We start from the raw sequence: 20,581 nt of genomic DNA, 5'->3' as shown, positions 1-20,581 counted from the left end.
AGGGAGACCCGCCATGGACGACGCCACCCGCACCGAGATCGAGGCCGCCGCCTTCCGGCGCCTGCAGCGCCACCTGATGGAGGATCGGCCCGAGGTCCAGAACATCGACCTGATGACTCTGGCCGGGTTCTGCCGCAACTGCCTGTCGCGCTGGATGGCCGAGGCCGCCGCCGAGCGCGGCGTCCCATTGACCGAGGCCGAGGCGCGCGAGGCCTTCTACGGCATGCCCTATGCCGACTGGAAGGCCGCGCATCAGACCGAGGCGAGCCCCGAGCAGAAGGCGGCCTTCGACGCCGCCTTTGCCGCGAATGTCGGCCCGCGCAAGGACTGAACCTTTCTGCGCCGGGCGCACAGGGCCATTGGCCCGATACCGCAGATTTTCCGGTGCCGATATCAGGAAAATCGCAAGAAAGCGGTCGCATCCGCCCCCCGGATCGGGAGTAGACTGCGCCGCGACTCATGACACCGCTTTGCCGGCCGCGCCTGTTCGGGGCGCGGGCGGTCCGTTGGTGCCGCGACCGGAAACCGACGGAGACAGACGATGACCCCAGCCACTGGACACTCGGTGCAGTTCCTGCCGAAGCTCGTGACCGTGATGGCCGAGGGCTACGGGCTGCGCGCCTTCCGCGCCGACCTGGTGGCCGGGCTGACCGTGGCGGTGGTCGCACTGCCCTTGTCGCTGGCCATCGCCATCGCCTCGGGCGTGCCGCCGGACCGGGGGCTGATCACCGCCATCGTCGGCGGCTTTCTGGTCTCGGCGCTGGGCGGCAGCCGGTTCCAGATCGGCGGCCCGGCGGGCGCCTTCATCGTGCTGGTCATGGCCACGGTCCAGCGCCACGGGTTGGACGGGCTGGCGCTTGCGACCTTCCTGTCGGGGATCTTCCTGGCCCTGGCCGGGGTGCTCCGCTTGGGCAGTTTCGTCAAGTTCATCCCCTACCCCGTCACCGTCGGTTTCACCGCCGGGATCGGCGTCATCATCCTGGCAAGCCAGATGCGGCCGTTTCTGGGGCTGACCCTCGACGGCCCCGAACCCGGCCCCTTCCTCGAGAAGATCCCCGCGCTCTGGGCCGCGCTGCCGACGCTGAGCCTGCTCGATCTGGCGATGGGCATCGGCACCTTCGGCTTCATCCTCGCCCAGCGCCGCTACGCGCCGCGCTTTCCGGGCATGCTGATGGCGATCGCGCTCGCGGGGCTGACGGTGTGGCTTTTCAAGCTACCGGTGCCCACCATCGGCAGCGCCTATGGCGGCATCGCCTCCAGCCTGCCCGCGCCGCATCTTCCGCCGCTCGGGCTCGAGAAAATCCGCGCGGTCCTGCCCGACGCGCTGGCCTTCACCCTTCTGGGCGCCATCGAGTCGCTGCTGTCGGCCGTTGTCGCGGATTCGATGACCGGGCGGCGGCACCGGTCGAACGCCGAACTGATCGGACAGGGGGCGGCCAACATGGCCTCGGCCTGTTTCGGCGGCTTCTGCGTGACCGGCACCATCGCCCGGACCGCCACCAACGTGCGCGCGGGCGCCCATGGCCCGGTCGCGGGCATGATCCATGCGCTGGCGCTGCTGGGCATGGTGCTGCTGTTGGCGCCTCTGGCCTCGGCCATTCCGCTGGCGGCGTTGGCGGGGGTGCTTGTGTCGGTCTCGCTGCACATGATCGACCTCCGCGCGATCCGGACGCTGGCGCGCACCGCCCGGGCCGAGGTCGTGGTGCTGCTGGCCACGCTGGCGATGACCGTGCTGCGCGATCTGACCGAGGCCATCGTGACCGGCCTTGCGCTGGGCGCGCTGGTCTTCCTGCACCGGCTGGCCCAGATGAGCGGGGTCGACGCGATGCTGGACGAGAGCGACACCGAAAGCCGCCCCGAGGACCGCGGCCAGAGCCGCCAGACCGTCGTTCTGCGCCTGACCGGGGCCTATTTCTTCGGCTCGGCGCCGGTGATCGAAAGCGTGCTCGACCGGATCGCGGCGCGGCCGCGCCACCTGATCCTCGACATGGCCGATGTGCCGCTGCTGGACATGACCGGCGCGCACAGCCTGACGGGCTTCGTGCGCAAGGCGCTCGATCAGGGGATGGCGGTGACGCTGGCGGGCACGAGGCCGCCGCATATGACGATGCTGCAGGCGGCAGGCCTGCCCGCGGAGGCCCGGAGCGCGCCCGATGTGTCGGCCGCCCGGGCTGCGGCCTGACCCCTCGGGGCCAAACGCTCAGCGGTTGGCGCGCGCCAACAGGCCGACCGCGACGAGCCCCACCAGACAGACCAGAAGCGCCGCGGGCGAGGCATCGCCGAGGTTCTCTAAGCTCGCCTTGTCATAGACCCGCGTCGCCAGCGTGTTGTAGTTGAACGGCCGCAGCAGCAGCGTCGCCGGAAGCTCCTTGACGCAATCGACGAACACCAAGAGCAGCGCGGTACCGATCGAGGTGCGGATCAGCGGCAGGTACACCGATGTCAGCGTGCCCCGCGCGGTCCGGCCCAGCGACCGCGCCGCCATCGGCAGGCTGGGCGCGATCCGCCCCATCGCGGCATCGGCCGCGCCTTGCGCGATGGCGAAGAAGCGCACCCCATAGGCATAGACGATGGCAAAGGCCGACCCGGTCATCAACAGCCCCGGATCGGCGCCGAAGAGCCAGACCCAGGCATCGGCCAGCGCATTGTCGGCTGCGGCCATCGGGATCAGAAGCCCGACCCCGAGCACCGCGCCGGGCGCCGCATAGCCGATGGTGGTGACCGGTAACAGAATCCGGGGCAGCGTCCGGCCGGTCAGCCGCACGCCATAGACCAGGAAAAGCCCTGCCGCGACGGTCAGCACGGCGGCGATGCCGCCCACCGTCAGGGTGTGCAGCAGCGCCCGGATCAGCCCCGGATCGGCCCAGCCCTCGGGATTGGCCAGCGCGTGGCTGAGGATCACCCCCACCGGCAGCGCGAAACCGACCGCGACCGGCAGCGCGCAGGCCAGCGTCGCGACCCATCCGGCGATACCCTCAAGCTGCACCGGGACCAGCGGGCGGTGATGCCGGCCGAGCGCATGAAAGCGCAGGTTCCGGCGGCTGACCTTCTCCAGCGCGACCAGCGCCAGGATCACCGCCAGGATCACCCCCGCGATCTGCGCGGCGCCGCCCGCATTGCCGCCCTCCAGCCAGACCGAGAAGATCCCGGCGGTCAGGGTCTGCACCGCGAAATATTCGACCACGCCGAAATCGTTCACGGTCTCCATCATCGCGATGGCCGCGCCCGCGGCGATGGCGGGCCGCGCCAGCGGCAGACCGACCCGCCAGAACAGCCCGACCGGCCCCGCCCCCAGCGCCCGCGCCACCTCATAGGCCGCGCCCGACTGTTCGCGAAACGCCGCCCGCGCCAGCAGATAGACGTAAGGGTAAAGCGCGGCAGACAGCACCAGCACCGCCGCGCCGCGCGACCGGATCTCGGGGAACCAGTAGTCCCGCGCGTTCTGCCAGCCGAACAGTGACCGCAGCACGGTCTGCACCGGCCCCGCATATTCCAGGAAATCGACCAGCGCATAGGCGCCGACATAGGCAGGGATCGCCAGTGGCAGCAGCAGCAGCCATTCCAGCCAGCGCGCGCCCGGAAAGCGGTACATCGACACCAGCCAGGCCGCGCCCGCCCCCACCGCCGAGGCCAGCACCGCCACCCCGCCCATCATCGCCAGCGTATTGGTCAGATAGCGCGGCAGCGTGGTCGCGATCAGATGCGGCCAGATGTTCTCTTCGGGGGTCAGCGCCAGAACGACCACCGACAGGATCGGCAGCAGCACCAGCGCCGCGATCGCCAGCGCTCCGGCCGACCAGGGATCGGGCCGCAGCCTAAGCGGCCGCCGCCGGTTAACTTGAGCAATTTGGTCAGCCATGACGCCGTGGGTAGCGCAAAGCGAAATTTCTGTCCAGAATATGCCGCGCGGGTCTGCCGGAAGGGTCAGGCCTCGAAAGGCCCGCCCTGGCCCCGGCATCGCCCGGGGAAAAACCGCCAGAAGGCAGGCCGGAAGGCAGGCCAGAAGGCAGGAACGAGAAGGCAGGGGCAGGAAGGATGCCGTCTTTCCTATCGGGACGCATCGCACGGATGACGGCCTGCTGGTCCGCAGCCTGATCCGCAACCGCGGGACCCCGGCCGCGCATGGCGTGGCGGGACCCGATCCGCGAAGCTATCGCCCGGTGCTGCGCGAGATGCCGGTGGCGCTGCGCGGCGCGCCCGCCACCGACAAGATGCAAACGGCCATGCTGCAGGCCGCGCTGGACGGCGCGACGGCCGAACGGCTGGTGCTGACCAACCCCTCGTTCCTGTGCATGCCGCAGAAGGCGCTGGCCCAGCACATGCTGTATCCGATGGCGGGGGAAAAGGCGCATTGGCTGGCCCAGCTCTTTCCCGGCGCCCGCCAGTGCTTCCTGTCCGGGCTGCGCAATCCGGCGATCTTCGTTCCGGCGCTGTTCGCCCTGCCGAGAGAGCGCGACCTCGCGGCCTTCATCGCAGGCGCGGACCCGGTGCGGCCCTCGTGGAAGGATCCCGTCCAGCGCATCCGCAATGCCCTGCCCGGGGCCGAGCTGACGGTCTGTGCAACGAGGATACGCCGCTGATCCGGCCCGATGTGATGCGGGTCGCGGCAAGCGGCGGGGCCACGGACCTTGCCGGGGGCGACGCGGTTCTTGCCAAGGTCATCACCCCGGGCGGTCTTGCCCGGCTCAACGGGTTCCTGGCCGACAGTCCGGCGCTCGACCCGGCGGCGCGGCGGCGGGCGGCCTTTCTCGACAAATACGCGATCCCCGAGGCGGTGGAGGAAGAGACCGACCTGCCGGGCTGGGCCGGCGGGCAGATCGAGACGAGAACCGACCGCCATGCCGAAGACATCGCCGCCATTGCCGCGATGCCCGGCATCCGCTTTCTCGCCGCCTGATCCCGGGACGCCCGCCCCAAAAGGGGCGGCGCGCGGTCAGGCCATGCCCAGCGCTTCCTTGTAAAGTTCGAGGATCGCCTCTTCCTCGGCGATGTCGTCCTTGTCGCGCTTGCGCAGAGAAATCACCTTGCGCATCACCTTGGTGTCGTAGCCGCGCGCCTTGGCTTCGGCCATCACCTCTTTCTGCTGGTCCGCGAGGTCCTTCTTCTCGGCCTCGAGCCGCTCGAACCGTTCGATGAACTGCCGCAGCTCGCCGGCGGTGACGCGGTACGTGCTGTCGGCAGAGCGGGTGTCGTCCTGCTCGTCCTCGATCTCCATCGGGTCCTTGTCCTTCTGTCTGCTCGGGCTGTCTGCCCCGGCTGTCTGCCCGGGGTCCTGACGTAGCGAAGCGCCCCCTCTGCCGCAAGACCCTTGCGCGCCGGAAGAGGTTGGACTAGGCGCGGGTGCGCCAAGCCAAGGAGGAGGATGCGATGGACGCGTTGATCTGGGCCGGAGCGGCCGTGTCGGTGATGGGGCTGGCCGGTATCGTCTGGTGCATCCGCAACATGCTGAGCGCGCGTGGCGCCAACCTGCCCGAGCCCGAGATGCGCGCCCGGCTGCAAAAGGCGGTGGCCCAGAACATGGCCGCGCTCGCTTTGTCGGCGGTGGGGCTGATGATGGTCGTCATCGGCATCATGCTGGGCTGAGCGCGCCCCGGCCCGGCGCCTCGATCCGCGACAGCGCGCGCCCGGTCTTGATCGCCTCGGCGATCAGCGGATCGAGGTCCCAAAGCCCGCCCTGCGGCCGCCCGGCCGCCATGTCGCGCAGGGTCTTGCGGATCGACAACAACCCAGCCTCGTCGGCTGCCCGCATCGGCCCGCCGCGCCAGCGCGCGACGCCCAGCCCATGGACCGCCGCAAGGTCCAGATCGGCGGCCCGGCGCACCACCCCGCGCCCCAGCATCGCCGCCCCGGCCTGCACCATCCCGGCCAGAACGCGCGCCTGGATCGCGGCCCGGGAAAAGCTGCGCGGCGGGACCGCGCCCAGCACCTCGCGGGCCGCAGCGGCGATCTCGGCCACCTGCGGATCGGGGTCGGCCGCGCCTCCGGGGCCGTACCGATAATACCCGCGCCCGGCGAGATAGCCGTCGCGCCCCTCGCGCACCAGCTGGCCCAGAATCAGCGTCGGCCGCGCCTCGGGATCGTCGCCGCCGGGCTGGCGCCGACGCAGCGCCAGCAGCATCGGCAGACCGACGCGGTCGGCCATGCGGTAAGGCCCATGGGCCATGCCCCAGGCCTGCATCGCCGCATCGACCTCGGCCGGGGCGGCCCCGGCCTCGACCGTCGCATCGGCCGCGTCGAGCGCCCCCAGCAAAAGCCCCAGCGTCGGGCTTTCGGTCTCGGAGACCAGAACCAGCCGTTCCAGCCGCCGCGCCAGGTCGCACAGCACGGCTGTCGCGCGCGGGCCGGTGCGGGGCGAGCGCACGATCTCGGCCAGGCGGGTGCCCGGCACCGCGTCGGGCAGATGAAACCAGAGCGTGTCAGCCTCGCGCCCCGCCGGAGCCCCCAGGGCCGAGGGGCTCGCCAGCACCCCGGTCGCGGCCAGCACCGCCCCCGGTGCGGCCGTGCGCGCAAGATCGGGGAAGCGCGCCTGCCGATCGCTCATCCGCCCGCCCCCGGCCTCGATCAAAAGCTCGCAGCCCGACAGTACGGCGGGGCCGACCCCGCCCGACAGCCGCGACCGGTAGCGGACCCGCGTCGCCTCGTCCCACCCGGCCTCTGTCCGGGCCCCATCCAGAAGCGCCTCGGCCTCGGCGATGACGCGGTCCAGCGCGGCGGCGTCGGGGGCCCCCAGCCGCACCGCCGGCCCGGTCGCCAGAAGCGCTGCCCCCAGCGCCGCCGCCCCCGGCCCCCAGCCCCAAAGCCCGATCCGCCGGGGCAGGATGGCGGGATCGGCCACCGCCCGCATTTCGTCCCGCACGCGCCGCTCGGCCCGCGCCAGATGGCAGAGCGCGCGATGCGCGGCACTGTCGCGGCAATCCTCGACCGCCGCCGCCTCATAGGCCAGCGCCGCCTCGAAGGGCAACAAAGCCGCCGCCTCGACGCAATCGAGAATGGCCCCCCGTGCGCGCAGCGGCCCGCCGGGGTCGAGCGCCCCCTTCAGACGTTGCACCGCAGCCTGCAGGGACCGGAAATCGGGCAGCGGCCGCGACGGCGCGGGCCGCGGCCCCGCATGTTCGGCCAGAAGCCCCAGCGCGAAGCGCAGGCCCGCCGCATCGACATCGCCATCGACCACCGCATCGAAAAGCCCGGCCTGACGTGCGCGGGCCGACGGCACCGCCCGGCCCGACAGCATCATCTCGAGCGCGGTCGCCGGATCGGTCAGACGCGGCAGGCGCAGCGTCGTGCCCGCCTGCGGCGGCAGCTCCAGCGCGATGTCGGGCAGCCACAGCTCGGCCTCGCGCGCGGCGACGCGGTAATGGCAGGCCAGCGCCAGTTCGCAGCCCCCGCCCGAGGCCGGCCCCGGCAAAAGCGCCACCACCGGCACCGCGGCCGTGTCGATGAGTTCCGCGATCGCGCCCAGCGGAACTGCGGGGCCACCCTCGTCCTCCGCATCGGGAAGGCCCATGGAAAACACCGCCCCGCGCGCCGCGATCAGGACCGCGCGGGTGTTGCGGGCCGCAAGCGCCGCGGTCAGCGCGGCCTCCAGCGCGTCGCGCAGCGGTGCGGTCAGGGCGTTGTCGGGCGGTGCGTCCAGCACCAGGCGCACCACGCCCGGAGCCGGATGTTCTGCTGTCACAGGGCGCGTCATCGCTCGGTCCCCCGTCCGGCCGGACCCGGCGCGACGGCAGCGCGCAAGGACCCGGGATCATCCCGGGGCCATTTGGGACAAGCGTGAGCCGAAACGCAATATCCGGAAGACGCGCGCCCTTGTCCGGGCCCGGGCCTCAGACCGGCATGTCGTCGTAGAGATCGTCGGAATCGTCGTCCTCGAGTTCCTGCTCGAGCCGCAGGATGTCCTCGGGAACCGGCAGGCCCAGCGCATGCATCTCGGCGATCTTGCCGCGCAGTTCTTCCTGCAGGACGTGACGGTCCTCGGGCCGTTTCTCGATCTCTTCGAGGATCAGAGCGATCCCTGCCTTGAGTTGTTCGAACGCCATCCGTGTCTCCCTGTCATGGTTCTGCAGGTCTGCGCGGTCTCGCAGGCCGCCCGATCATCCTCGCCCGCCGAGGCCGAGGCAAGGGCCCACGGACTGTGGCAGCCCTTGGTCCTGAGCTGACGGTTGACCTGGCTGGCCACCGCTCCGCTGGTCAGAAGGTTCTCGATCCGGGCCCGGATCAGGGCGCGGGTTTCCTCGGGAACGGCGCTGTTGGAAAATCCTGGCATACGGCTGGTTCGGCTCGCTTGGCTCATGGGGCGGGTCCTATACAGCGGCCGTTACCGGGCGCAGATGCGACAAAATGGCGTCGCGGGCACGAGATCCAGCCGCTCTGCGGAGATCTCGTCGCCGCAGCGCACACAGAAACCGTAGCTGCCATCTTCGAGTCGCGCGAGGGCTGCGCGGATCTGCCGGACCTCGGCCAGACCCGAACTGCCCATGCCCTGCAACACCTCGTCTTCCTCGCGCTCGACCGCAAGCTCCCCCCAATCTTTCGACTGATGGGTGTCGAGTTCGGCCTCGATGTCCTGCAGCCGACCGTCGAGTTCGGCCAGCCGTTTCAGCAACTGGCGCTTTCTGTCCTGAAGCGTTGCCATGGTCCCCCCCCAGGATGGCCAATCCCATGACTGTGGCATTATGGCAGAATTCGGGCATTGACACATATCAAATCGACCTGAACGCGCATTGATCCTCACCCGGAAAGCCGCGAATGTGGGGGACGAACGATTCCCCCAGGAAGGAGAAGTCCAGCGATGGCAAAGACTTTCAAAGGCATCGCCCAGGGACTGGACCTGCCGCCCATGGTTTGGCTCTCCGACGATTTCGCGGCGGCGCCACAACCCGGGATTGAATCGCTCGCGGAACTGGCCGAGGCAGGGTTTCGCTCGATCCTCTGCAACCGGCCGGACGAGGAGGTGGCCCCGTCCGAGAACTCGGCTGCAATGGCCGCGGCGGCCGAGGCGGTCGGGCTGGGGTTCGCGGCGATTCCCGTCGGCCATGCCCCGATCACGCCTGCGATGATCGCGGCCCAGGCCCGCGCGATGGACGATCTGCCCGGCCCCTATTTCGCCTATTGCCGGGCAGGGTTCCGGTCCTCGGTCATCTGGGCGCTGACCCAGGCCGGGCGCCGCCCGACTTCGGAAATCGTGGGGGCCCTGGAACGGGCGGGCTTTGCCCTGCCCGGCCTGCGCGCGCAGATCGAGGCGCTTGCCGCCGGCCGCTGAGCCGCGGCCCTCGGGCCGGACGCGCCCGTCCTCCCGCCGCGGCGCGGCCGGCGCCCTGCCTGTGCGCGCCACCAAACGGCCCATTGATTTTCGCCACGGCCTGGCCCAAACCGCTCGGGCAAAACCCGGAGGACGCCCATGACCCGCATCGACGCCAAATTCGCCGCGCTGAAGGCGGAGAACCGCAAGGCTTTCGTGGCCTATGTGATGGCGGGCGACCCCGATTTCGCCACCTCGCTGGAGATCGTGACGGGCCTGCCGGGCGCGGGCGTCGACATCATCGAGCTGGGCCTGCCCTTCACCGACCCGATGGCCGATGGCCCGACGATCCAGCTGGCCGGGCAGCGCGCGCTCGATGGCGGCCAGACGCTGCAGAAGACGCTGGATCTGGCCCGGGCCTTCCGCGAGACCGACGACACCACCCCGATCGTGATGATGGGCTATTTCAACCCGATCTATTCGCACGGGGTCGAGGCTTTCCTGACCGATGCGAAGGCCGCCGGGATCGACGGGCTGATCGTCGTGGACCTGCCCCCCGAAGAAGACAGCGAGCTCTGCCTGCCCGCGCAGGCGGCGGGTCTCAACTTCATCCGCCTCGCGACGCCGACCACCGATGACAAGCGCCTGCCGAAGGTGCTGCAGAATACCAGCGGGTTCGTCTATTATGTCTCGATCACCGGGATCACCGGCGCCGCCTCGGCCGAGGCCAGCGATGTCGCCCCCGAGGTCGCGCGCATCAAGGCCAAGACCGACCTGCCGGTGATCGTGGGCTTCGGCATCCGTACGCCCGAAACCGCGCGGTCCATCGCCTCGGTCGCCGATGGCGCGGTGGTCGGCTCGGCCATCGTCAAGCAGGTCGAGGAGAAAAAGCCCGTGGCCGAGATCCTGGCCTATGTCAAAGGCCTCGCCGAGGGTGCGCACAGCGCCTGAAGCCCCTCGTCCAGAGGCTCCCCTCGCCCGGAACCAGTCCGGCAAGGCCGCTGCGCGGAAGGCTCAGGCCTTCATCCGGTAGCCGGTCCGGAACCAGTGCCAGCACAGCGCCATGACCAGCAGGGTCGCGAGCGTACAGACCCCGAGCCCGAGCCAGGGCGAGCTGTCGGACTGGCCGATGACGCCGTAGCGCACCCCGTCGATCAGGTAGAAGACGGGGTTCACATGGGTCGCGATCTGCATCCCCAGCGGCAGCCGCTCGATCGAGTAGAAGGTGCCCGACAGGAAACTCAGCGGCGTGATGATGAAATTGGTGATCGCCGCCATCTGGTCGAACTTGTTCGACAGGATCGCCGCCATGATCCCCAGCGCCGACAGGAAGGCCGAGCCCAGCAGCACGAAGACCAGCGCCCAGAGCGGATGGGCGATGCCCATGCCCAGCACGGTCAGCATCAAGAGCCCCACGGCCACCGCCACCAGCAGCCCGCGCGCGACGCCGCCGGCTGTATAGCCCAGCAAAAGCTCGGTCGGCGACAGGGGCGGCATCAGCGTGTCGACGATATTGCCCTGCACCTTCGAGATCAGGATCGACGACGAGGTATTGGCAAAGGCGTTCTGGATCACCGTCATCATCAGGATGCCGGGCGCCAGGAAATGCACGAAGGGCACCCCCATCACCTCGCCCCGCGACGGGCCGATGGCCAGCGAAAAGACGCCGAGGAAAAGCCCTGCCGTGGCCAGGGGTGCTGCCAGCGTCTGGGTCCAGACCGCCAGGAACCGCTGGATCTCTCGCGCGCTCAGGGTATAGAGCCCCAGCCAGTTGACCTGCCCGAAACGGCGCACGCCCATACCGGTTGCGTTCATACGTCCTGCCTCCTTGATCTGCCTTGCGCTTGTATCCCCGAAGCCGCCCGGATTAGAATAGGGCCTTGTCGGATTTCTCCAAGGCGTCGGGCGCCGGGGCCAAGGGGCCTTACGCCTGTACTGCCGCGAGCCAAGGGAATGTCATGTCCTGGACGGATGAACGTGTCGAAACGCTGAAACGCATGTGGGCCGAAGGCCAGTCGGCGAGCCAGATCGCCAAGGAGCTGGGCGGCGTGACCCGCAACGCGGTGATCGGCAAGGTGCACCGGCTGGGCCTGTCGAACCGCGCGGGCGCGGCGCCCGCACGCCCGGCCCCGGCGGCCGCGGCGGCTCCGGCCGCCAAGGACAAGCCTGCGCCCAAACCCGAGGCCGAACAGCCCGCGGCCGCCGCCGCACCGGCCCCGCAACCCGAACCGGCCCCCGCAAGCCGCCCGGCCGCCGCAAGCCCTGCCCCGGAGGCGCAAAGCGCGGCCCCGCCGCCGCCTGCGCCGCGCAAGGCCATCGTGCCCGCGGGCCAGCCGCTGCCGCCGCAACCCTCGGCCAATGAAATCAGCCCCGAGGCGCTGGCCTCGGTGCGCGAGGTGGAAAAGACCGCCAAGCGGCTGACCCTGATGGAGCTGACCGAGCGCACCTGCAAATGGCCCATCGGCGATCCCGCGACCGACGATTTCTGGTTCTGCGGGCTGCCGGTCCAGCAGGGCAAACCCTATTGCGAGGCCCATGTGGGCGTCGCCTTCCAGCCGATGAGCGCCCGGCGCGACCGCAAGCGCTAGGCGCCGCCCGCGCGCGCCCCCGGGGTCCGGGGGCGCCGCGCGGTCCGGCCGATCAATCCCCGATCAATCCCCGAAAAGCTTCCGCAACCCCTTGGACGCCTCTTCGCCCAACCGGCGCCGGGCCGCATCCTCGAGGCTTTCGTCGCTTCCCGCGCCCAGCTCCTCGGCGGCGCGCTCGCGCGCCTTCTGTTCCAGCGCCTCGCGCTCCTGCTTCAGCCGTGCCTCGGCCAGGGCCTCGACATCGAGCCGGACATTCGGCGCGGCCCAGGGGCCGGTGATCCTCAGCGGCACGCTGACGCCGCCGCTCTCGGCCCCCGGCAAGGCGGTCGGCACGATGGTATAGTCAAGCGTCCGCGCCGCAAGGCCCACATGACCGCTGCCCCTGGCGGTCAGCAGCGGCGCCGAGATGCTGAGATCGGAATTCGACAGAACGCCCCGGTCGATGGTGAAGCTCGCCGAAATCGAGTCGAAGATCGTCCGCGCCCCCGCGCCCATATAGGACGGGTCGAGATTTACCAGCATCCCCGCCAGATCGAGCCCGCGAAACTCGCCCTGCCCGAAGCCAAGCGCCCCGCCCCCCGACAGCGACCCCATCAGCGCCGCCACGGAATTGCCCGAGGCCTGCAGGTCGAGCTGCAGATCGGCCGAGGTCACCAGCCGGTCGAACCCGGCAAAATCGCTCAGCAACGTTTGGGCCGACACCCCCGCAATATCGAGATCGCCCGCCAGCGACAGGCCGGTCCGGCCATTTGCCACCACACTGCCGGTGACATTGCCCGCATAGGCCTGCAGCTCGTGCAGATCGACCGCCAGCCGCCGGTCTTCCAGCCGCGCGTCAAGCCGCACCGGCCCCAGCCGCACCTTGCCGGCATTTATGGCGTCCGCCTTGAACCCGATTTCGGCATCGAGCGCACCGAGCCAGCCCGCATCGATCGGGGCCGTCGACCAGCCCCCGCCGCTGGCCTTGCCCGATGAACCGCCCCCGCCCGTGGCGGCGGCCGACCCGCTGCCGCCCCCCGAGAAAGCCGTGAGGTCCAGCGTTCCGGCCGAAAGCCGCGCCTCCAGATGCGGCCGGGGGTCGGCGGGCGCGAAGGCCAGGTTGCCGGTCAGGGTATTGCCGTCCTGCCGAAGGCTCGCGCGGTCGAGACGGATCGCGCCTTCGGGCGTGTAGGCCGCCTGCCCCTCCAGCACCAGCCGCTGGCCGACACCGGGCGGCAGATCGGGCGGCGTGGCCCCCGCGGCGGCGAAGATCGCCCGCAGATCCGACAGGTCGGCGTAAAGCTTGCCCTCGGCCGAAAGGGGCGCAAGGTCCAGTTGACCGTCGAAGGCAAGGCTGGCCCGGCCCAGCGCACTTTCGAGCGTCAGCCGCGTCGGGTCCCCCGCCGCCAGCGCGGCGGCATGGCCCAGCCGCGCCGACAGCCCGATCTCCTGCCCGTTCAGCACCGCCGTCAGCTTGAGATCGGCGGGGCCGTCCCGGTCGGGCAGCGCGATGGTGGCATCGACGCCCGAAAGCTCGGTCCGCGCGCCGCTGGCGTGATCGAGATAGACAAGATCGCCATCCGAGATCTCGCCCCGGTCAAGGGTCAGCCCGGCCAGCGCGCCGGGGCCCTGGTCCGCATCCGGCCCGGTCGCATCCGGGGCGGCGTCGGACACGGCGTCGGGTACGGCCGGGTCGGCCGCCGCCAGCGTTCCAGCGGAAAAGTCCCAGTTGACCCGCCCGTCGGCGGCCCGTTCCAGCAAGATGCGCGGCGCCAGCACCGTGACCTCGCGCACCGCGATTTCGCCCCGCAGAAGTGCTGACAGATCGATGCCCACCGCAAGGCCCTCGGCCGACAGCATCGGCCCGGCCTCGGACCAGTCGGCATTGGCCAGCGTGACGGCGCCGGTCTCGACCCCGATCTCGGGCCAGAGCGAGGGCCGGACCCCGCCCGCGACCGTCAGGCTGCGCCCGGTGGCTTTCTGCACCTGATCGGCGGCCAGCCGCGCCACCCGGTCCGCGGGCATCAGCAGCACCGCCGCCACCGCCAGCCCGATGAGAACCGCCACCCCCAGAAGACCCCGGATCACCCAGCGCATCATATCCCCCGCCCGACGATGAAACCCATGACCCGAGCCTAGGCCGCCCGGACGCCCGCAACAACCCGCTCCGGCATCGGGCGGTGGCTTTCGCGACCGCTTCCCAGATTGGGCGCTCTGGCGTATAGGCTCGCCCATGTCCCAGCCCAGATCGCCGAACCCGCCCGACCTGCGTCCCGACCTGGCGCCCCGCGCCCGGATCGAGACGCCTGCCCGCCCCGGCCAGCCGACCATCGGCATGGTGTCGCTCGGCTGTCCCAAGGCGCTGGTCGACAGCGAACGCATCCTGACCCGGCTTCGGGCCGAGGGCTATGCGATCTCGCCCGATTACGCGGGCGCCGATGCGGTGATCGTGAACACCTGCGGCTTTCTTGACAGCGCCAAGGCCGAAAGCCTCGAGGCCATCGGCGAGGCGCTGAAGGAGAACGGCCGGGTGATCGTCACCGGCTGTCTGGGCGCCGAGCCGGGCTATATCACGGGCGCGCATCCGACGGTGCTGGCCGTCACGGGGCCGCACCAATACGAACAGGTGCTGGACGCGGTCCATGGCGCGGTGCCGCCGTCACCCGATCCGTTCGTGGACCTGTTGCCCGCCTCGGGCGTCAGCCTGACCCCGCGCCATTACAGCTATCTGAAGATTTCCGAGGGCTGCAACCACCACTGCCGCTTCTGCATCATCCCCGACATGCGCGGCCGACTGGCGTCCCGCCCGGCCCATGCGGTCCTCCGCGAGGCCGGGAAGCTGGCCGAAGCCGGGGTGAAGGAGCTTCTGGTCATCAGCCAGGACACCTCGGCCTACGGGGTGGACCTGAAACACGCGACCGAAAAGGGCCACCGGGCGCATATCACCGATCTGGCGCGCGATCTGGGATCGCTCGGGATCTGGGTGCGGCTGCATTACGTCTATCCCTACCCGCATGTGCGCGAGCTGATCCCGCTGATGGCCGAGGGGCTGATCCTGCCCTATCTGGACATCCCGTTCCAGCACGCCCACCCGGACACGCTGAGACGCATGGCCCGGCCCGCGGCGGCCGCGAAGACGCTGGACGAGATCGCCGCCTGGCGCGCGGTCTGTCCCGATCTGGCGCTGCGCTCGACCTTCATCGTCGGCTATCCCGGCGAGACCGAGGCCGAGTTCCAGACCCTGCTGGACTGGCTCGACGAGGCGCAACTGGACCGGGTCGGCTGCTTTCAATACGAAAACGTCGCAGGGGCGGCGGCCAACGACCTGCCCGATCATGTGCCCGCCGAGGTCAAGCAGGACCGCTGGGAGCGGTTCATGGAAAAGGCCCAGGCCATTTCCGAGGCGAAGCTGGCGGCCAAGGTCGGCCAGCGCATCGAGGTCATCGTCGACGAGATCGACGCCGACGGCATCGCCACCTGCCGCACGAAGGCCGATGCCCCCGAAATCGACGGCAGTCTTTTCATCGACGAGGGCACCGGGGGGCTCGCGCCGGGCGATCTGGTAACGGTGGAGGTCGAAGAGGCGGGCGAATACGACCTCTGGGGTCGTCCGGCGGCCTGAGCCCCTCGCGCGCCTGTCTTCCGCGCCTGTCCCGGTGAAGGCACCGGATCTGCCTTCGGACATGCCCAGGCCCGAGGCGCTTTTGGCGGGACGCTGCGACCGATCGGCAGCGTGCCCCTCGGGCTATGACCGGGCCTCGATCCCCGCCCCGCAGGCGGACAGCGGCAGGGCCGTCTCGGCCCTCAGGCATTCCAGCGCAAAGATCGAGTTCACGCTGCGCAATCGCACCCCGGCCGTCAGCTCCTCATAGAACCGGTCGAACGCGGGCATGTCCGCCACGACGACCCGCAGCAGGAAATCGTAGGTCCCGGCAAGCCGGTACACATCGCGGACCGCCTCCAGTCTCTCGATGACGGCCAGAAAGCCCGCGCGCCAGTCGGGCGTATGTTCGACCGCCTCCACCAGGACGAAGACGGTCATCGACAGCCCAAGCGCGTCGGGATCGAGCAGCGCCACACGGGCGCGGATCACGCCAGCCTCCTCGTGTTTCTGGATGCGCTTCCAGCAGGGGGTCTGCGAGAGCCCGACCTGATCGGCGATACGGGCAACCGGCACGGTCGCATCGCGCTGGAGGATATCGAGGATCTTCAGGTCGATCCGGTCGAACGTCATCGCGCCTCCTTCCGGCCTGGGACGGCCATAGCTGACGAGTCGATGCGAGCATGCCAAATTTATACCTAATGTCCATTTGGTTTATCGTCTTTTATCGAAGAACGCCGCGATGCCTGTGACGTCCGGTCGGTCCGTCGCACGGTTGGTCATGCCTAGGGACGAACGATCCGCTGCCGGACCGGATCGGCGATCCGGGCGCTGACGGGGTTCTCTTGCAAGGCCGCCGTCGACGCCGGGGCATGGCGCCGGGGCATGGATTCCCGCCAACGGGGAGGATGCGTCCGGGTGGCTGCCGAGAAGCCCCGAAGCCTGCCGCCGCCCTGCGCGCAAACCCGTCCGCAAGGTCGGCCGAGTTTCGAAACGGCCATCGGCCGCTTGAGCCCTCGGAGACTCGTCAAGCCGCACATCCCTTCGCTCTGCCGAGCCCACCGCCCGCCCGGCCCGGACCATGAGATCGAATCGCCGCCCCCTGCCGCTCCGAGGCAAGGCGCCCGGTCCGGCGCGGGCCTCGCCTGTCCGCAGTCCTTCCCGGGAGAAGGATCTTCCAAAATCACGACAGAAAAGAGCGAGCTTCTTTCCTTGTTATTCACGATTATTCCTGTCGTTATTATGGGGTCAGGCGGCACCGGCGGCGCGACCGCGCGGTTTCACCCCCCGCGACAGGCGCTCTGCCCCGCTGGCCTGACACCAGAATTCAACGGGGACCAGCAGAGGACCGGACATGTTTCGACCCATAGAAATCGACACAAGCAGGTGTGCCCAGGGCGCTTTCCGCCGACGGTCCGGCGACGGCCCGACCGAACGCGATGCGGGTCCTGCGCAAGTCGCAAGCCTTCAGGCCGAGCCGCGCACCAGCCGTCTGACAGGCATCCTGCGGGCCGCCGCCATCGGTCTGGCCGTCGGCGGGCCGCTTCCGGCCGCCGCACAGGAGACTGTCGAGATCCTCAACGTGTCCTACGACCCGACGCGGGAATTCTACCGCGCCTACAACGAGCTTTTCAGCGCCTGGTGGATCGCGCAGGGCCACGCGCCGGTCACCCTCCGGCAGTCGCACGGGGGTGCGGGCGCGCAGGCCCGGGCCGTGATCGACGGGCTCGGGGCAACGGTGGTGACGCTGGCGCTGTCCGCGGATATCGACCGGATCGCCGAGCGCACGGGCCGCATCCCGGCCGACTGGCAATCGCGCCTGCCGCACAACTCCTCGCCCTATACCTCGACCATCGTGTTCCTCGTGCGCGAGGGCAATCCGCGCGGCATCAAGGACTGGGACGACCTCGTCGCCGACGGGGTGCAGGTCATCACCCCCAACCCCAAGACTTCGGGCGGCGCGCGCTGGAACTTCCTCGCGGCCTGGGCCTATGCCGAGCGCAACGGCCTCGATCCGCGCGACTTCGTCGGCGCGCTTTATCGCAACGTGCCGGTGCTGGATACCGGCGCGCGCGGATCGACCACGACCTTTACCCAGCGCGGCATCGGCGACGTGCTGCTGGCCTGGGAGAACGAGGCCTTCCTCGCCCTTGAAAGCCTCGGCGACGATGCCTTCGACATCGTGGTGCCGTCGGTCTCGATCCTCGCCGAGCCGCCGGTGACGCTCGTCGACGGAAATATCGCGTCGGACGCCCAGCGCGAGGTGGCGGAGGCCTATCTCGACCATCTCTACAGCCCCGAGGCACAGGCGCTGGCGCTGCACCACTACTACCGCGCCTGGGACCCGTCGCAAGCCGCGCCCGAAGATGTCGCGCGCTTCCCCGATCTCGATCTTGTCACCATCGCCGATTTTGGCGGCTGGCCCGTGGTGCAGCCGAAATATTTCGGCGAAGGCGGCATCTTCGACCAGATCTACGAGGACTGAGCCATGAAGGCGCCCCTTCTCCGCGCGCCCTCTCCCCTTCCGGGGTTTGGGCCGAGCTTCGGGATCGCGCTTGCGATGCTGTCCATCGTGGTCCTGCTTCCCATCGGCGCACTGCTGGGCCGGGGCCTCATGATCGGCCCGGCAGAGCTGTGGGGGATGGTGAACACGCGCCGGGTCTGGTCGGCCCTGGCGCTGTCGTTTCGCGCGGCGCTGATCGCGTCGCTTTTCAACCTCGTCTTCGGGCTGGTGCTGGCCTGGGTGCTGGTGCGTTACCGTTTCTGGGGCCGCCGCCTCATCGACGCCGCGGTGGATCTGCCCTTCGCGCTGCCGACTGCGGTCGCGGGCATCGCGCTGACCGCGCTTTATGCTCCGAACGGCCCCTTCGGACAGGCGCTGGCGCCGTTCGGCCTGCGGATCGCCTATACCGAGGCCGGCATCTGGCTGGCGCTTGTCTTCATCGGCCTGCCCTTCGTGGTGCGCACCGTCCAGCCGGTGATCGAGGAACTGGACCCCGATATCGAGGAGGCCAGCGCCACGCTGGGCGCCCGCCGGTTCCACACCCTGCGCCGGGTGATCCTGCCGACGCTGACGCCCGCGCTGCTGACCGGCTTCGCCCTCGCGCTGGCGCGGTCGGTGGGCGAATACGGCTCGGTCATCTTCATCGCGGGCAACATCCCCGGCCTGACCGAAATCGCGCCGCTGCTGATCGTGATCCGGCTCGAGGAATACAATTCCGACGCCGCCGCGGCCATCGGGATCGCCATGCTGCTGATCTCGTTCGCCATGCTGCTGGCCATCAACGCAATCCAGATCTGGAGCAGACGGAGGATCGGCCTTGTCTGACATCGTCCTTTCGCGACCCGTCCCGGTAACGACCGAACCGCAGCTTGCCCGGGCGCTTCTGGTGGGTCTCGCCGTCCTCTTCGCGGCGCTCTTTCTCTTCGCGCCGCTTGCGACGGTCTTCGCCGAAGCGCTGGCCGAGGGCTGGCAGGGCGCCATCGCCGCGCTTTCCTTGCCCGATGCCCGGGCGGCGATCCGCATGACCCTGAGCATCGCCGCCATAGCGGTGCCGCTCAACGCCGTCTTCGGCATCGCGGCTGCCTGGGCCATCGCCAAGTTCGACTTCCGCGGCAAGGCTTTCCTGATCACCCTGATCGATCTTCCGTTCTCGGTCTCTCCGGTCGTGGCGGGCCTGATGCTGGTGCTGCTTTTCGGGGCGAACTCGTCGTTCGGCGCCTGGCTGATGGCCCATGACATCCGCATCGTCTTCGCCTTCCCGGGGATCGTGCTGGCCACGCTTTTCGTGACCTTCCCCTTCGTCGCGCGCGAACTGATCCCGGCGATGATCGAACAGGGCCGCACCGAGGAGGAAGCCGCGCTGACGCTGGGCGCGTCGGGCTGGCGCACCTTCTTCACTGTGACGCTGCCCAACATCCGCTGGGCGCTGCTGTACGGCGTGCTGCTGTGCAATGCCCGCGCCATGGGCGAGTTCGGCGCGGTCGCCGTCGTGTCCGGCAAGATCCGGGGCGAAACGGCGACGATGCCGACCATGGTCGAGATGTTCTTCAACGAATACCTCTCTGTCGCGGCCTTCACGCTGGCCGCGGTGCTGGCGATGCTGGCGCTTCTGACCCTGCTGCTCAAATCCCTGCTCGAATGGCGCCATGCGGATCTGCTGGCAGCCACGCGGCGTCATTGAGAAAGGACGGCCCATGAATATCGAACTCGAGGAACTCGCGAAGGAATTCGGCACCGAACGGGCGCTGCATCCGGTGTCGCTGTTCATTCCCTCGGGCGCGCTCGTCGCGCTGCTGGGACCCTCCGGATCGGGCAAGACGACGCTTCTGCGCATCCTCGCGGGGCTTGAATTTCCCACCTCGGGGCGGGTGCGGTTCGACGGGGGCGACGCGACCGGGCTTTCGGTGCAGGATCGCCGTGCGGGCTTCGTCTTCCAGCACTACGCGCTTTTCCGGCACATGACCGTGTTCGAGAACGTGGCCTATGGCCTGCGCGCGCGGCGGCGGACAGAACGTCCCACCGAGGCCGAGATCGGCCGACGCGTGACCCGGCTTCTCGACCTGATCCAGTTGCCCGACATCGGCGCGCGCTATCCCAACCAACTTTCGGGCGGCCAGCGGCAACGCGTGGCACTGGCCCGCGCGCTGGCAATCGAGCCGCGGATGCTGCTGCTGGACGAGCCCTTCGGCGCGCTCGATGCCAAGGTGCGCAAGGAGTTGCGCCAGGGCCTGCGCGAAATCCATGACACGACCGGCCTGACCACCGTCTTCGTGACCCATGATCAGGAAGAGGCGATGGAACTGGCCGACCTTGTGGTCGTCATGTCGATGGGGCGGATCGAACAGGTGGGCAAACCGGCCGAGATCCGCGCGAAGCCCGCGACCGAGTTCGTGCGGACCTTCACCGCAGCATGACCGAGCCCGCGGCCCGGACAGGCCGCCCCCTTCCCGGCTGTTCCTGTCGTGTCCCCGGGTAGACGGGATCGGGTCCGGCCGGGCCTGCGACGGGCCTCCTGTCGCCGGGACCCGGGGCCCGGAGGCCGAAGGCGGGTCTTGCAGGACGGCCCGTGCCGCGGTTTCGGCGCGGCGCGAAGGGCGGTTTCCAAGGCCGGATCTTCCCGGTAAGAGCTTGCGTAGGGGCCGCAAGGCCACCGGGGCTGGCCAGAGGTGCGA

At 69.8% G+C, this 20,581-nt stretch carries 21 protein-coding genes; 13 read left to right on the top strand and 8 right to left on the bottom strand.

All coding sequences use genetic code 11. The features are described 5' to 3' along the window. The first annotated feature begins 13 nt into the window (after positions 1 to 13). Both DSD19_RS01045 and DSD19_RS01040 read left to right on the top strand, forming a co-directional pair. Positions 14 to 331, top strand: a complete 318-nt coding sequence (locus tag DSD19_RS01045) for a DUF1244 domain-containing protein (RefSeq protein ID WP_113668229.1) — start codon at positions 14 to 16, stop codon at positions 329 to 331. A gap of 210 nt (positions 332 to 541) precedes the next feature. After that, positions 542 to 2,182: a SulP family inorganic anion transporter gene (locus DSD19_RS01040; RefSeq protein ID WP_113668228.1), complete on the top strand. Its 1,641-nt coding sequence runs from the start codon at positions 542 to 544 to the stop codon at positions 2,180 to 2,182. 18 nt (positions 2,183 to 2,200) lie between these two features. On the opposite strand, the gene DSD19_RS01035 is transcribed toward DSD19_RS01040, so the two are convergent. Then, entirely contained in the window at positions 2,201 to 3,859 is a 1,659-nt protein-coding gene (locus DSD19_RS01035; protein WP_113668227.1) for an iron ABC transporter permease, read from the bottom strand. 268 nt (positions 3,860 to 4,127) lie between these two features. On the opposite strand from DSD19_RS01035, the gene DSD19_RS01030 reads away from it, so the two are divergent. Both DSD19_RS01030 and DSD19_RS01025 read left to right on the top strand, forming a co-directional pair. Further along, complete coding sequence (locus DSD19_RS01030; protein ID WP_113668226.1) at positions 4,128 to 4,580, top strand: hypothetical protein; 453 nt, start codon at positions 4,128 to 4,130, stop codon at positions 4,578 to 4,580. Between the two features lie 14 nt (positions 4,581 to 4,594). Then, the gene (locus DSD19_RS01025; protein WP_113668225.1) at positions 4,595 to 4,897 is read left to right on the top strand and encodes a hypothetical protein; all 303 of its coding nucleotides are present in this window, start codon (positions 4,595 to 4,597) and stop codon (positions 4,895 to 4,897) included. A 36-nt stretch (positions 4,898 to 4,933) separates the two neighbouring features. Here the strand turns inward: DSD19_RS01025 and DSD19_RS01020 are convergent, their stop codons facing one another. Next, positions 4,934 to 5,215: a DUF2312 domain-containing protein gene (locus tag DSD19_RS01020; protein ID WP_075785071.1), complete on the bottom strand. Its 282-nt coding sequence runs from the start codon at positions 5,213 to 5,215 to the stop codon at positions 4,934 to 4,936. Between the two features lie 152 nt (positions 5,216 to 5,367). Here DSD19_RS01020 and DSD19_RS01015 point away from each other — a divergent pair, with 152 nt between their 5' ends. After that, positions 5,368 to 5,583 carry a hypothetical protein gene (locus DSD19_RS01015; protein ID WP_075785070.1) on the top strand — a complete coding sequence of 72 codons (216 nt, stop codon included), beginning with the start codon at positions 5,368 to 5,370 and terminating at the stop codon, positions 5,581 to 5,583. On the opposite strand, the gene DSD19_RS01010 is transcribed toward DSD19_RS01015, so the two are convergent. The 3 genes from DSD19_RS01010 to DSD19_RS01000 form a co-directional block, all read right to left on the bottom strand. Then, the gene (locus DSD19_RS01010; RefSeq protein WP_113668224.1) at positions 5,570 to 7,687 is read right to left on the bottom strand and encodes an enoyl-CoA hydratase/isomerase family protein; all 2,118 of its coding nucleotides are present in this window, start codon (positions 7,685 to 7,687) and stop codon (positions 5,570 to 5,572) included. The two genes, DSD19_RS01015 and DSD19_RS01010, sit on opposite strands and share 14 nt — an antisense overlap. Before the next feature lie 136 nt (positions 7,688 to 7,823). Next, positions 7,824 to 8,036 (bottom strand): hypothetical protein, encoded by a 213-nt coding sequence (locus DSD19_RS01005; RefSeq protein WP_075785068.1) that lies wholly within the window; start codon positions 8,034 to 8,036, stop codon positions 7,824 to 7,826. 278 nt (positions 8,037 to 8,314) lie between these two features. Next, positions 8,315 to 8,632, bottom strand: coding sequence for a TraR/DksA C4-type zinc finger protein (locus DSD19_RS01000; protein WP_075787507.1), 318 nt, complete (start codon positions 8,630 to 8,632; stop codon positions 8,315 to 8,317). Between the two features lie 156 nt (positions 8,633 to 8,788). Between DSD19_RS01000 and DSD19_RS00995 the strand changes: the two genes are divergently transcribed. Next, entirely contained in the window at positions 8,789 to 9,259 is a 471-nt protein-coding gene (locus DSD19_RS00995; protein WP_243627585.1) for a TIGR01244 family sulfur transferase, read from the top strand. 138 nt (positions 9,260 to 9,397) lie between these two features. Next, the gene (gene trpA, locus DSD19_RS00990; RefSeq protein ID WP_075785066.1) at positions 9,398 to 10,189 is read left to right on the top strand and encodes a tryptophan synthase subunit alpha; all 792 of its coding nucleotides are present in this window, start codon (positions 9,398 to 9,400) and stop codon (positions 10,187 to 10,189) included. A gap of 63 nt (positions 10,190 to 10,252) precedes the next feature. Here trpA and DSD19_RS00985 read toward each other — a convergent pair whose 3' ends face one another. Further along, on the bottom strand, positions 10,253 to 11,053 hold the full coding sequence (locus DSD19_RS00985; protein WP_075785065.1) for an ABC transporter permease: 801 nt from the start codon (positions 11,051 to 11,053) through the stop codon (positions 10,253 to 10,255). A 143-nt stretch (positions 11,054 to 11,196) separates the two neighbouring features. On the opposite strand from DSD19_RS00985, the gene DSD19_RS00980 reads away from it, so the two are divergent. Continuing rightward, complete coding sequence (locus tag DSD19_RS00980; RefSeq protein WP_113668223.1) at positions 11,197 to 11,826, top strand: GcrA family cell cycle regulator; 630 nt, start codon at positions 11,197 to 11,199, stop codon at positions 11,824 to 11,826. A gap of 63 nt (positions 11,827 to 11,889) precedes the next feature. On the opposite strand, the gene DSD19_RS00975 is transcribed toward DSD19_RS00980, so the two are convergent. Next, a complete protein-coding gene (locus DSD19_RS00975; RefSeq protein ID WP_165828012.1) occupies positions 11,890 to 13,902 on the bottom strand; it encodes an AsmA family protein in 2,013 nt (670 codons plus the stop codon). 136 nt (positions 13,903 to 14,038) lie between these two features. On the opposite strand from DSD19_RS00975, the gene rimO reads away from it, so the two are divergent. Further along, positions 14,039 to 15,427, top strand: coding sequence for a 30S ribosomal protein S12 methylthiotransferase RimO (rimO, locus tag DSD19_RS00970; protein WP_113668221.1), 1,389 nt, complete (start codon positions 14,039 to 14,041; stop codon positions 15,425 to 15,427). 123 nt (positions 15,428 to 15,550) lie between these two features. On the opposite strand, the gene DSD19_RS00965 is transcribed toward rimO, so the two are convergent. Beyond that, a complete protein-coding gene (locus DSD19_RS00965) occupies positions 15,551 to 16,039 on the bottom strand; it encodes an Lrp/AsnC family transcriptional regulator (protein ID WP_113668220.1) in 489 nt (162 codons plus the stop codon). 721 nt (positions 16,040 to 16,760) lie between these two features. Here DSD19_RS00965 and DSD19_RS00960 point away from each other — a divergent pair. Genes DSD19_RS00960 through DSD19_RS00945 form a run of 4 tightly spaced genes read left to right on the top strand, consistent with a single transcriptional unit; the run spans position 16,761 to position 20,323 of the window. Then, the gene (locus DSD19_RS00960) at positions 16,761 to 17,891 is read left to right on the top strand and encodes a sulfate ABC transporter substrate-binding protein (RefSeq protein WP_243627583.1); all 1,131 of its coding nucleotides are present in this window, start codon (positions 16,761 to 16,763) and stop codon (positions 17,889 to 17,891) included. 3 nt (positions 17,892 to 17,894) lie between these two features. Further along, a complete protein-coding gene (gene cysT / locus DSD19_RS00955) occupies positions 17,895 to 18,734 on the top strand; it encodes a sulfate ABC transporter permease subunit CysT (RefSeq protein ID WP_113668219.1) in 840 nt (279 codons plus the stop codon). Further along, entirely contained in the window at positions 18,727 to 19,590 is an 864-nt protein-coding gene (gene cysW / locus DSD19_RS00950) for a sulfate ABC transporter permease subunit CysW (protein ID WP_113668218.1), read from the top strand. The genes cysT and cysW overlap by 8 nt, the downstream gene beginning before the upstream one ends. A 13-nt stretch (positions 19,591 to 19,603) precedes the next feature. Continuing rightward, positions 19,604 to 20,323, top strand: a complete 720-nt coding sequence (locus tag DSD19_RS00945; RefSeq protein ID WP_075786178.1) for a sulfate/molybdate ABC transporter ATP-binding protein — start codon at positions 19,604 to 19,606, stop codon at positions 20,321 to 20,323. The last annotated feature ends 258 nt before the right edge of the window (positions 20,324 to 20,581 follow it).

Origin of the sequence: Rhodovulum sp. BSW8, from assembly GCF_003314725.1 — a bacterium.
In the GTDB taxonomy this organism is placed as follows: domain Bacteria; phylum Pseudomonadota; class Alphaproteobacteria; order Rhodobacterales; family Rhodobacteraceae; genus Rhodovulum; species Rhodovulum visakhapatnamense.
This window is presented reverse-complemented; position numbering and strand designations above follow the sequence as displayed.

Excerpts from the sequence above, each read along its gene's own strand:
- cysT (WP_113668219.1), top strand. The coding sequence starts at position 17,895 with ATGAAGGCGCCCCTTCTCCGCGCGCCCTCTCCCCTTCCGGGGTTTGGG.
- rimO (WP_113668221.1), top strand. The coding sequence starts at position 14,039 with ATGTCCCAGCCCAGATCGCCGAACCCGCCCGACCTGCGTCCCGACCTG.
- DSD19_RS01015 (WP_075785070.1), top strand. The coding sequence starts at position 5,368 with ATGGACGCGTTGATCTGGGCCGGAGCGGCCGTGTCGGTGATGGGGCTG.
- DSD19_RS01000 (WP_075787507.1), bottom strand. The coding sequence starts at position 8,632 with ATGGCAACGCTTCAGGACAGAAAGCGCCAGTTGCTGAAACGGCTGGCC.
- DSD19_RS00965 (WP_113668220.1), bottom strand. The coding sequence starts at position 16,039 with ATGACGTTCGACCGGATCGACCTGAAGATCCTCGATATCCTCCAGCGC.
- DSD19_RS00945 (WP_075786178.1), top strand. The coding sequence starts at position 19,604 with ATGAATATCGAACTCGAGGAACTCGCGAAGGAATTCGGCACCGAACGG.
- DSD19_RS00985 (WP_075785065.1), bottom strand. The coding sequence starts at position 11,053 with ATGAACGCAACCGGTATGGGCGTGCGCCGTTTCGGGCAGGTCAACTGG.
- DSD19_RS01035 (WP_113668227.1), bottom strand. The coding sequence starts at position 3,859 with ATGGCTGACCAAATTGCTCAAGTTAACCGGCGGCGGCCGCTTAGGCTG.
- DSD19_RS01045 (WP_113668229.1), top strand. The coding sequence starts at position 14 with ATGGACGACGCCACCCGCACCGAGATCGAGGCCGCCGCCTTCCGGCGC.
- DSD19_RS01040 (WP_113668228.1), top strand. The coding sequence starts at position 542 with ATGACCCCAGCCACTGGACACTCGGTGCAGTTCCTGCCGAAGCTCGTG.
- DSD19_RS01020 (WP_075785071.1), bottom strand. The coding sequence starts at position 5,215 with ATGGAGATCGAGGACGAGCAGGACGACACCCGCTCTGCCGACAGCACG.
- DSD19_RS00980 (WP_113668223.1), top strand. The coding sequence starts at position 11,197 with ATGTCCTGGACGGATGAACGTGTCGAAACGCTGAAACGCATGTGGGCC.
- trpA (WP_075785066.1), top strand. The coding sequence starts at position 9,398 with ATGACCCGCATCGACGCCAAATTCGCCGCGCTGAAGGCGGAGAACCGC.
- DSD19_RS00975 (WP_165828012.1), bottom strand. The coding sequence starts at position 13,902 with ATGCGCTGGGTGATCCGGGGTCTTCTGGGGGTGGCGGTTCTCATCGGG.
- DSD19_RS01010 (WP_113668224.1), bottom strand. The coding sequence starts at position 7,687 with ATGACGCGCCCTGTGACAGCAGAACATCCGGCTCCGGGCGTGGTGCGC.
- DSD19_RS00960 (WP_243627583.1), top strand. The coding sequence starts at position 16,761 with ATGTTTCGACCCATAGAAATCGACACAAGCAGGTGTGCCCAGGGCGCT.
- DSD19_RS00995 (WP_243627585.1), top strand. The coding sequence starts at position 8,789 with ATGGCAAAGACTTTCAAAGGCATCGCCCAGGGACTGGACCTGCCGCCC.
- DSD19_RS01005 (WP_075785068.1), bottom strand. The coding sequence starts at position 8,036 with ATGGCGTTCGAACAACTCAAGGCAGGGATCGCTCTGATCCTCGAAGAG.
- DSD19_RS01025 (WP_113668225.1), top strand. The coding sequence starts at position 4,595 with ATGCGGGTCGCGGCAAGCGGCGGGGCCACGGACCTTGCCGGGGGCGAC.